General features: G+C 70.2%; 10 protein-coding genes. 5 read left to right on the plus strand and 5 right to left on the minus strand.

Annotation, left to right across the window (positions count from 1 at the left end):
* A complete protein-coding gene (locus IF17_RS0127415) occupies window positions 1-1,698 on the minus strand; it encodes a SpoIIE family protein phosphatase (protein ID WP_030571220.1) in 1,698 nt (565 codons plus the stop codon).
* Window positions 1,699-1,853: 155 nt separating this feature from the next.
* Complete coding sequence (locus IF17_RS0127420) at window positions 1,854-2,594, minus strand: alpha/beta fold hydrolase (protein ID WP_030571222.1); 741 nt, start codon at window positions 2,592-2,594, stop codon at window positions 1,854-1,856.
* Between the two features lie 168 nt (window positions 2,595-2,762).
* On the opposite strand from IF17_RS0127420, the gene IF17_RS0127425 reads away from it, so the two are divergent.
* The 3 genes from IF17_RS0127425 to IF17_RS0127435 all read left to right on the plus strand — a co-directional run bounded on the left by IF17_RS0127425 (window position 2,763) and on the right by IF17_RS0127435 (window position 5,489).
* Window positions 2,763-3,263 carry a peroxiredoxin gene (locus IF17_RS0127425; RefSeq protein WP_018514004.1) on the plus strand — a complete coding sequence of 167 codons (501 nt, stop codon included), beginning with the start codon at window positions 2,763-2,765 and terminating at the stop codon, window positions 3,261-3,263.
* Window positions 3,264-3,367: 104 nt separating this feature from the next.
* Entirely contained in the window at window positions 3,368-3,877 is a 510-nt protein-coding gene (locus IF17_RS0127430; RefSeq protein ID WP_030571224.1) for a hypothetical protein, read from the plus strand.
* A 145-nt stretch (window positions 3,878-4,022) separates the two neighbouring features.
* The gene (locus IF17_RS0127435) at window positions 4,023-5,489 is read left to right on the plus strand and encodes a flotillin family protein (protein ID WP_030571227.1); all 1,467 of its coding nucleotides are present in this window, start codon (window positions 4,023-4,025) and stop codon (window positions 5,487-5,489) included.
* A 136-nt stretch (window positions 5,490-5,625) separates the two neighbouring features.
* On the opposite strand, the gene IF17_RS0127440 is transcribed toward IF17_RS0127435, so the two are convergent.
* The gene (locus IF17_RS0127440; RefSeq protein ID WP_030571229.1) at window positions 5,626-6,717 is read right to left on the minus strand and encodes a hypothetical protein; all 1,092 of its coding nucleotides are present in this window, start codon (window positions 6,715-6,717) and stop codon (window positions 5,626-5,628) included.
* A 269-nt stretch (window positions 6,718-6,986) separates the two neighbouring features.
* On the opposite strand from IF17_RS0127440, the gene IF17_RS0127445 reads away from it, so the two are divergent.
* Complete coding sequence (locus IF17_RS0127445) at window positions 6,987-7,427, plus strand: pentapeptide repeat-containing protein (RefSeq protein WP_030571230.1); 441 nt, start codon at window positions 6,987-6,989, stop codon at window positions 7,425-7,427.
* Window positions 7,428-7,630: 203 nt separating this feature from the next.
* Here the strand turns inward: IF17_RS0127445 and IF17_RS0127450 are convergent, their stop codons facing one another.
* Window positions 7,631-8,032, minus strand: a complete 402-nt coding sequence (locus tag IF17_RS0127450) for a PIN domain-containing protein (protein ID WP_030571232.1) — start codon at window positions 8,030-8,032, stop codon at window positions 7,631-7,633.
* The gene (locus IF17_RS0127455) at window positions 8,029-8,277 is read right to left on the minus strand and encodes a type II toxin-antitoxin system CcdA family antitoxin (protein WP_030571234.1); all 249 of its coding nucleotides are present in this window, start codon (window positions 8,275-8,277) and stop codon (window positions 8,029-8,031) included. The genes IF17_RS0127450 and IF17_RS0127455 overlap by 4 nt, the downstream gene beginning before the upstream one ends.
* A 539-nt stretch (window positions 8,278-8,816) precedes the next feature.
* On the opposite strand from IF17_RS0127455, the gene IF17_RS1000000140150 reads away from it, so the two are divergent.
* Entirely contained in the window at window positions 8,817-8,939 is a 123-nt protein-coding gene (locus IF17_RS1000000140150; RefSeq protein ID WP_280518080.1) for a hypothetical protein, read from the plus strand.
* Window positions 8,940-9,033 lie beyond the last annotated feature (94 nt).

Genomic DNA, 9,033 nt, shown 5'->3' on the forward strand with positions numbered 1-9,033 from the left:
TCACGTGGCGTCCGGCCTCCGCAGCACCGGCGGCCCCTCCCGGATCCGGGAGGCCAGCACCGCGATGTCGTCCTCCGCGTCCCCGCCGAACCGGTCCAGCACCTGGTCGAGCAGGTCCTCCAGCGTCCCGGTGCGTGGCAGGGTGAGCGAGGCCAGCCGCCCCACGGACACGTCGATGTCCTCGCCCCGGCGCTCCACCAGACCGTCGGTGTACATGAACAGCACCGTCCCCGGCCCGCACGGCACGGAGGTGGTCCGGTAGCCGCCGAACCCGGTGCCCAGCGGCGGCCCGGACTCCACCGGGACGATGCGCGCCCCGGCCTCCCCCGGGTCGATGAACACCGGCGGCAGATGGCCCGCACTGGCCACCTCGCACACCCCGCCGAACCGGTCCACGACGGCGAGCAGGCAGGTCGCCGCCCGGTCCAGACCCGACCGCTCCACCATCGCGTCGAGCTGCTCCAGGATCAGGTGCGGCGGCAGGTCGTCGCCGGCGAGCAGCCGCAGCAGCGAGCGGTAGTGGCTCATCGCCACGGCCGCCTCCACGCCGTGGCCCATCACGTCGCCCATGGCCTTGAGGTGGCGGCCGTCCCGGAGCGGTACGACGTCGAACCAGTCGCCGCCCACCAGGACGCCCCGCTCGGCCGGCAGGTACCGGGTGGCGATCTCCACGTGCGGGTGGGGGCCGCGGGGCTCGGAGAGCAGGGAGCCCTGGAGCTCCAGGGCGATGCTGTGCTCGCGGTCGTAGCGGCGGGCATGGTCGAGGTCGACGGCGGCCCGGCCCGCGAGTTCCCGGGCGACGAGCACGTCCTGGTCGGTGAAGGCGGGCGAGCCGTCGGCCCGGACCAGGCTGAGCGCGCCGATCTGGCCGCCCCGGGCGGTGAGCGGGACGACGAGCGCCTCGCGCAGGCCGAGGGCCTGGGAGGCGGCGATCCGGTCCGAGGTGAAGGCGGAGCGGCCGCGCTGGTGGTCCTTCCAGTCGTCGAGGACCGGCTCGTTCTCGGCCAGACAGCGGATGACGGCGGAGTCCGCGGCGAAGTCGACGTACTCCCCCGGGTGCCCGAACAGCTGCACCTGCTCGTCCAGCGCCCCATCGCCCCGCAGCGCGGCCCGCCGCAGCCGCAGGACCCCGGGCTCGGCACGGCGTACGGGGTGTCCCACCTCGGGCGGGAAGACGTCGACGGCCGCCACGTCGGCGAAGGCGGGCACGACGAACTCGGCGAGCTCCCGGCAGGTGGTGTCCATGTCGAGCGTGGTGCCGATCCGCACGGCGGCCGTGGAGAGCAGCGCCACATGGCCGCGGGCCTCTTCGAGCTCGGCCCGCTGGCGGGCGATGTCGCTGATCTCGACGACGATCACCATCAGCCCGCAGACGGACCCGCCCGTCTCCAGCCGGTGGTAGGTGGCGCGCCAGAACCGGGGTTCGGCGGAGGACGCGGCCCAGGTCCGGCCGCTGATCGTCTGTTCGCGGGGTTCTCCGTCGCGCAGGACGCCGCGCAGGACGGCGGCCTGACCGCGGAGTTCGGGGAGCACCTCGGAGAAGGTGTGGCCGATGTGGGCGCCGGCGCGGAGGCCGTTGAGCCGTTCGAGCGCGGGGTTGACGTAGGTGTAGCGGAGGTTCGCGTCGAGTACGGCGACTCCGGCGGGGTTGCCGTCGAGCAGGGCGGCCACGGTCGTGGGGTCGAAGGACGACGGCATTCCGTCGCCGCACGCTTCGGCTTCGGCCTGCAAGGGGGTCTCCTCCGCCGTCGATCGGCCTCCGGACCTCCATCGTGGGCGGCGGCCCCCGGCACCGCATCCGCAGCGCCGCCGGGTGCGTACGTGCGCACGGGCGATCCAGCCCCGGGACCGGGTCAGGAACTCGGCAGGAGCCCGGCCGGTCCCCGCTCGGCGCGCAGCCGGTCGAGATCGAGGGTGCCCTCCGTGGGCTCGGCGGTCGGCGGCAGGCCGAGGGCGGTGGTGACGGGCTCCGGGAGACTGCCGGTTCCCAGCAACCCGGTGACCAGGGTGGTGGTGAGCCGGTGCCAGGCGGGGGCGCGGCGGATCATCGCGTGGTCGCCGCCCCGGACGGTGACCATGCAGGTACGGGCGCCGGCCCGGCGGGCCCGTGCGGTGAGGGACTGGGTGGCCTGGGGGCTGGTGATCCGGTCCCGGCTGCTGTGGACGAGGACGACGTCGCGGCCCGCGAGCTGGGTCACGGGGTCGCCGGGCGGGCACCAGGGGGCGAGGCCTACGACGCCGCGTACGAGGGGGTGCCCGGCGGCGCGCAGGGCGGCCCGGGCGCCCATGGAGTGGCCGAGGAGGATCACCGCCACGTCGTCCCCGGCCTCCTCGCCGAGGGCGTCGAGCGCGGCCAGGGCGTCACGGAGGGCGTCGGCGCGGGGGCCGTTCCACCCCCGGTGGGCGTACCGCACCTGCCGTACGAGGACCTCCGTGCCGTCCTCGGGGGCGCGGGTGGCCCGGCGCAGGGCGCGGACGAAGGGGCGCATGCGGACGCCGGGCAGGTTGAGCGGGCCCCAGGGCGGCGGCTCGGTTCCCTTCTCATGGCCCCCGTGCAGGACGAGAACCGCTGCTGACGGCGGCCGTCGGTCCACGCGTACCTCCAGATCCGGGTGCGGGCGCCGATGCCCCCGCTCCCTCCGTATTCGGTGCGGACCCGGTTCCGGATTGGGCCGAACGTGTCAACGGGCGGAAAGTGCCGTTCACTGTACGGGCACGCCCCCATCCATGTACGTACCACGAACGCATAAGAAGGAGTCGTCATGGCGGCAGGACCTCCCCTCGGCACCCCGGCACCGGACTTCACGCTCCCCGGCGGTGTCCTGTCCGGTCCGTCCGTGCCCGGGGACACCTTCGAACGCGGCGACTACACCCTCTCCGCCGCCCGCGGCCGGGCCCTGGTGCTGGCCTTCTACCCCGGGGACAACACGAGCGTCTGCACGAAGCAGCTCTGCTCGTACTCCTCGGGCATGGAGACCTTCGAGGGGCTCGACGCGGAGGTCTGGGGAATCAGTCCACAGGGTGTGGACAGCCACGAGTCGTTCGCCCGGACCTACGGGCTCCGCATGCCGCTGCTGGCGGACGAGGGCCGCGAGATCGCCAAGGCGTACGGGGTCGCCGCCCCCGGCATCGGCGTACGGCGGGCGGTCTTCCTCATCGGCCCGGACGGCGTCCTGCGTTGGAAGCACGTCGCGTTGCTGGGCGCCACCTTCCAGTCACTTTCCACCCTGGCGGATCAGTTGTCCGGCATCAAAACCGCGTAAAGATTGCCGGGATCCGGCAGTGACCCGAACCGCCCCCCTATGGGACCATCCAGCCAGTTCGACGGAAATATCTCGGGGGAAGTCGAAGAACAGGGAGTGATCAGGTGACCTTCTTTCTCGGTCTCGGCATTGCGGGAATCGTCCTGCTGGCCCTTTCCCTCATCTTCGGCGGCGTCCTCGAAGGGATGCTCGACGGCGTGCTCGACGGGCTCTTCGACGGACTGCTCTCGCTCCCGGTGATCGCCGGCTCCATCTCGATGCTCGGCTTCGGCGGGGCGATCGTGCTCGGCACCACGGGTGCCGGGCCGCTCGTGGCCACCGTCGCCGGCGTCGCGGCCGGTCTGGTCGCGGGCTGGCTGACCTGGAAGTTCAGCAAGGCCCTGATGCGGGACCAGACCTCCTCCACGCCGCGCGGCGGCGACCTCGTCGGCACGTCCGGGACGGTCGTGACGGCCATCCCGGCCGACGGCTACGGCGAGGTGATGCTGCGGCTGGCGGGCCAGCCCGTCAAGTACGCGGCCAAGTCCCCGACGCCGGTCGTCCGGGGCACGGAGATCTGGGTGGAGGCGGAGCTGTCGACGACGTCGGTGGCCGTCCGCCCGGTAGAGCGCTGACCACGCGACCGGGCACCGCACTCCACCCACCGCGACCTGAACACCACCACCGCATGACCCACCCACCAACCAACCCACACCCCACCAGCACCTGGCACCACAACAATCTGCCGTCCCCCACCCGGGAGGCAGGGGGGACACCTTCATGAGTCCAGTAGCTCTCGCCGTCATCGGCATCGTCGTACTTCTCGTCCTGCTCGGCCTGGTCGTCATCACGCGGTACAAGGTCGCCGGGCCCAGCGAGGCCTTCATCATCACCGGCCGCCGCGGCAAGAAGTCGACCGATCCGGTCACCGGCCTCGTCAGCGTCGACAACAGCGGCCAGAAGGTCGTCGTCGGTGGCGGCGTCTTCGTCGTGCCGTTCGTCCAGCAGAAGTTCACGCTGGACCTCTCCAGCCGGCACATCCCGATCGCCGTCCGCGGCGCGGTCACCCTGCGCGGCGTGAAGTCGAACCTCGAAGGCGTCGCGATCGTCAAGGTCGGGGGTGGCGAGGACGCGATCCGCGCCGCCGCCCAGCGCTTCCTCCAGCAGCAGGACGGCATCGTCGGCTTCACCCAGGAGGTGCTCTCCGGAGCGCTCCGCGCGATCGTCGGCCGCATGTCGGTCGAGGACATCATCCGCGACCGGGCCGCGTTCGCCGGGCAGGTCGCGGAGGAGGCCGAGACCAGCCTCTCCGGCCAGGGCCTGATCCTGGACGCCTTCCAGATCCAGGACATCACCACCGAGGGCTCCTACCTGGAGGACCTCGGCCGTCCGGAGGCCGCCCGCGCCAAGCAGGAGGCGGACATCGCCGAGGCGATCGCCAAGCGCGCCTCGGAGCAGGCCCGGCTGAAGGCGGCCGAGGAGATCGCCATCGCCGAGCGGACGTACTACCTGAAGCAGGCCGAGATCAAGGCCGAGACCGAGGCGGCGGCCGCCAAGGCCAACGCAGCCGGTCCGCTCGCCGAGGCTGCCCGCCAGCAGGAAGTGCTCCAGGAGCAGGAGAAGGTGGCCGAGCGCCAGGCTGCCCTGACCGACCGCGAGCTGGACACCAAGGTCCGTAAGCCCGCCGACGCCGCCCGCTACCAGGCCGAGCAGGAGGCGGAGGCCCGCCGCATCGCCCAGGTCAAGGAGGCCGAGGCGGACGCGGAGCGCTCGCGCCTGACCGGTCAGGGTGAGAAGCTCCACCGTTCGGCGCTGGCCGACGCGGTGCGCATCGAGGGTGAGGCCGAGGCCGCGTCGATCGCCGCGAAGGGTGCGGCGGAGGCGGAGGCCATGCAGAAGAAGGCCGACGCGTTCGCGCAGTACGGCGACGCGGCCGTCCTCCAGATGCTGGTCGAGGTCCTCCCGGACGTGGTCGCGAAGGCCTCGGAGCCGCTGAGCGCCATCGACAAGCTGACGGTCATCTCGACGGACGGCGCCAGCCAGCTGGCCCGCACGGTCACCGACAACGTCGCCCAGGGCGTGGAGCTGCTCAGCTCCACGACGGGCGTGGACGTCGCCCAGCTGCTCCAGAACCTCAAGAACCGCACGGGCGCCCCGGCTTCGCCGTCCGACACGTCAGCTCCCGCCCCTCGGAAGAGCGAGCAGGACAAGGCCGCCGACAAGGACCAGATCCAGATCACGGACTGACGCTTTACGGACTGACGCCTTCACGCATCAGCTCCGCCCCCTGTGCCCGGCGACGTACATCCGTTACGCAGCCGGGCACAGGCGTGTCCGCCCTGTCACCCCCCGAGACGGAAATCGGCCAAGTGCGCGCAGGGGCCTACTGCTCGTCGACACCCTCAGCTACGGCCCCGGCAGCGGCGAGCCGTGACCGCCACCCGTCCGGATCCCGCCCGGCCTCCACGGCCTTGGCGGCATCCTCAGCAAGATCAACACCCAGATCGGCGGCGCGCCGCTCGGCCCACCGCGCCCAAGCGGCGGCCTGCTGGCAGTCGGGGCACAGGGTCGCCCCGCCGTAAGCCCGGAAGACATGCTCGTTGCCGGGCCCCTCACAGGTCACGAGAGGCGCAACACGCGGAGGAGTGGGAGGCACATCAGGTAGGGCAGGAGGCGCTGGATCAGACACGGAGGCGGGCTCGGGCGCCGGCTCAGGCGCGGGCGCTTCGGGCATCTTCTGCACGAGCCGATGCCGCAGGAACCCGACAGCGGACCGCACCCGCCCCGTCGGCAGCCCACTGCTCAGCACCTCCCGAAGCTCCACCCCGGACACTCCACGCCGCAACCACTCCACAGCCAGGGCCACCAGCGAACGCGCCTCGGCGACACCGAGCCGCAGATCACGGCGACACTCCTGGAGAGACAGCAACACCCGCTCCACCTGGGCCTCTTCAGGCGAAAGCTCATCCAACGCAGCTTCGCTGTCAGCAGCTTGGGTGGGTGGGCGGAAAGAGCTCTCCCCCAGTTCTTCGTCTACCGGTAGTTGATGACCGACGCTCCGAGCCCTCGGCTGACCGACGGTCGAAACCTGCGCACTCGGAGCCGCTTCAGTTCCCCCACCGACCTCGCCACCACCACCCACACCGGCTTCTCGCCACACTGCACGAGCATCGGCATTGCTCAACGGCACATTGGAGAAGAGCTGATGGGTAGCCCACAACCCGCGCGCCCCGGGCGCTTTCCGCTCATGCACGAACCCGTTCACGACCAACTGCTCCTTGGCCGTCTGGTACCGCCGCCCCTTGATGCCAACCTCACGAGCATGCTCGGAGAGAGCCCGGTCGACTTGCCCTTCGGGCAACCCCTGAACGTAAGAGATCAAGACCTTCGCGTCACTGTTCAGACGCGGATGACGCATGACGTCGTGAGAGACCTTCGTGTAGCGCCGAACAGGCGCGATAGCATGCCAAAGCATCCCGGTGGACCTTCTGCTTCCACTAGTTGGGTGAAGGCCCTCGGCTAGGTGCTGTAACACCACCGGGGGCCGCCCCATGCGTACGCACAGAGCGTGATGACACGATCACCGTACAGCAGCTCAGGCAGCGTCGACGCCCAAACCGCCCCGAGACGCCCCCAAGTCCCCCTAGAGAGCCACAAGATCACCCCCCACAGACCTGTCTGTTGAACGGTCAATTTGACGAAATCTCGACGGCGCCCCCCACCCCGGCTGAGACGCTGGTCTCCATGACCACGCCACTGACCGCCCACCAACGCCTTTCGGAGCTCCACCGCTACGCGGCCGTAAGCGGCGAGGACTTCACGCACCAGAACCTGGCGTCAACCCGAACGAACCAACTCCGCTTCGCGCGCTGCTCGTTCGCTGGGGCAGACCTGCGCCACGCAACCCTCGAAGGCTGCTGGTTCAAGTTCTGCGACTTCACCGGCGCCGACCTACGCGGAGCCTCCCTACGCGGCGCGGTCCTGGCCGGCTGCAATCTCCGCGACGCCGACCTACGCGACACCGACCTGACGGGCGCCAGACTGAGCAGCGTCAACACAGGCATCCCCCGCCTGGGCCCCACAGACATCACAGGCGCCCGCTTCGAGGGAACAACCCTGCGCAACGTCCAAGCAGACGCGGTGGTCGGCTGGCCCCCGGAGCCGGTACGCAGCGAGCCCGCCTGAGGCCCCCCTCGAACCTGAACGATGAAGTGCGGTCCCAACCGACGCGCCCTGGAGACCCGAAGGGCTTCCAGCCCTCAAGCCCTCGGCGTGGATGGCCACGGTCTATGGAAGCCGTACTCGACCACCGTTGTCCGCTCTGCTGGGCACGAGGGTAGTGGTGCGGTGGACCCTGACAGGTGGTGTGCTCGGGGTGGGCCAGCGCGTCAGAGAGAGATGATGCGGACCTGGTTGCCGCAGAGTTTGGTCATGTCGTCGTTGTCGTAGGTCAGGAGGGCGACGGGTTTCGGCTGGCGCAGGGCGACCTCGGCGACCGTGGCGTCGATGGCGTACTTGTGCCCGTGCAGTCCGGCACCTTTGAGCAGTTCCGCTGCCGCTTTCGCCGCCTGTTCGGTGACGGGCTCCACCTTGACGCGGGACAGAGCCCAGTTAAGGCGCGGCATGTTGGTACGGGAATGGCTGACTTCCACGATGGTGTTGGCCCCGATGACCAGGTCAGCTCCCATGTCGTGGAAGACCTGAAGCATCGCAAGAAGCTTGCGGTCCTGCGCGATCCAGGCGGAGAGCCCTTCCGAGTCCAGGACGACGGTTTCGATGCGCTCGTTCACGCGGCGTCCGCGCCCTTGGAGGTGCCGGCGGAGCCGAAGATCTTCGCGCGGGCCTCGGCGAGCTCTTCGTCGCTGAAAGACCCGTGCTCCTCCTCGTGGCGGCGGAGGTCGTCGCCCAGGAGTTGGTGCCGGATCTGGCGGGCTACGGCTTCCGCCACGTAGCCGGAGACGTTGTCCGTGAGCTTGCGGAGCTCAGCCACCTGATCGCTGGGGAGCGTGACGGTGATGCGAGTCGTTGAGGACATGAGCCCATCATACTGGAGTATGCAAGGCTCGGCTTGAGCCACAGCCCCCCCTTGCCTTGAGGGTTGCGAACGCATGCGCGGGGGTGGTGACAGGGCGGCCGCTCCCCCGCCGTCCAGTGCGGGGCAAGCGAAAGGCCTCGGTCATCAACCAGGGCCTTTATCGTGGAGTGGGTCACGAGAATCGAACTCGCGCTCTGAGCTTGGGAATCAGCGGTACTCCGACGGTCACATTGGCCCTGACCTGCATATTCGCTCAAGGCGTGCGAGGCTGAAGAGGTCTGCCGACGCCGTACTTGTCCGCTGTTGGCCGCTCTGAAGGGCACGTATGGGGCACGGCTACGTGGGCGGCAGTCACCGACTCGCGCTCGACGGCTGGAGCTTCCGTTCCAGAAGCTGCGGACACTGGCTCGACGGCCCTCACGTGGCCAGGTCGGCATAGTCTCCGACCAGGTCCGGGTCGACCGACGGGGGCTCGCGGTTTCGGAACCCATTGCCCGGCCTCCCGGTCGGAGTGCGGGTCGGCACGGCACAATGAGGATGTGAGCGACGAAAACGTGGATCTGGCCGACTTGCTGGGAACTCAGGAATCCGCCTGCCTTGAGTTCAAGCGCAGCCCCCAGCGTGAGGGCAAGCGCGGTGACGCCATCGGTAAGGCAGTGTGAACCGCTCCGGGTCTGATGGAGGCTCGATTCCCTGAGAGGATCGAGTCATGGCACGTCCGTCCCCTTACCCTCCCGAGCTTCGCGAGCGCGCGGT

The sequence above is a fragment of the Streptomyces cyaneofuscatus genome (assembly GCF_000718135.1).
GTDB classification, from domain to species: domain Bacteria; phylum Actinomycetota; class Actinomycetes; order Streptomycetales; family Streptomycetaceae; genus Streptomyces; species Streptomyces cyaneofuscatus.

Bases quoted from the DNA above. Each gene is read 5' to 3' on its own strand.
- IF17_RS0127415 (WP_030571220.1), bottom strand. From the start codon at position 1,698: ATGCCGTCGTCCTTCGACCCCACGACCGTGGCCGCCCTGCTCGACGGC.
- IF17_RS0127425 (WP_018514004.1), top strand. From the start codon at position 2,763: ATGGCGGCAGGACCTCCCCTCGGCACCCCGGCACCGGACTTCACGCTC.
- IF17_RS0127435 (WP_030571227.1), top strand. From the start codon at position 4,023: ATGAGTCCAGTAGCTCTCGCCGTCATCGGCATCGTCGTACTTCTCGTC.
- IF17_RS0127440 (WP_030571229.1), bottom strand. From the start codon at position 6,717: ATGCTTTGGCATGCTATCGCGCCTGTTCGGCGCTACACGAAGGTCTCT.
- IF17_RS0127445 (WP_030571230.1), top strand. From the start codon at position 6,987: ATGACCACGCCACTGACCGCCCACCAACGCCTTTCGGAGCTCCACCGC.
- IF17_RS0127455 (WP_030571234.1), bottom strand. From the start codon at position 8,277: ATGTCCTCAACGACTCGCATCACCGTCACGCTCCCCAGCGATCAGGTG.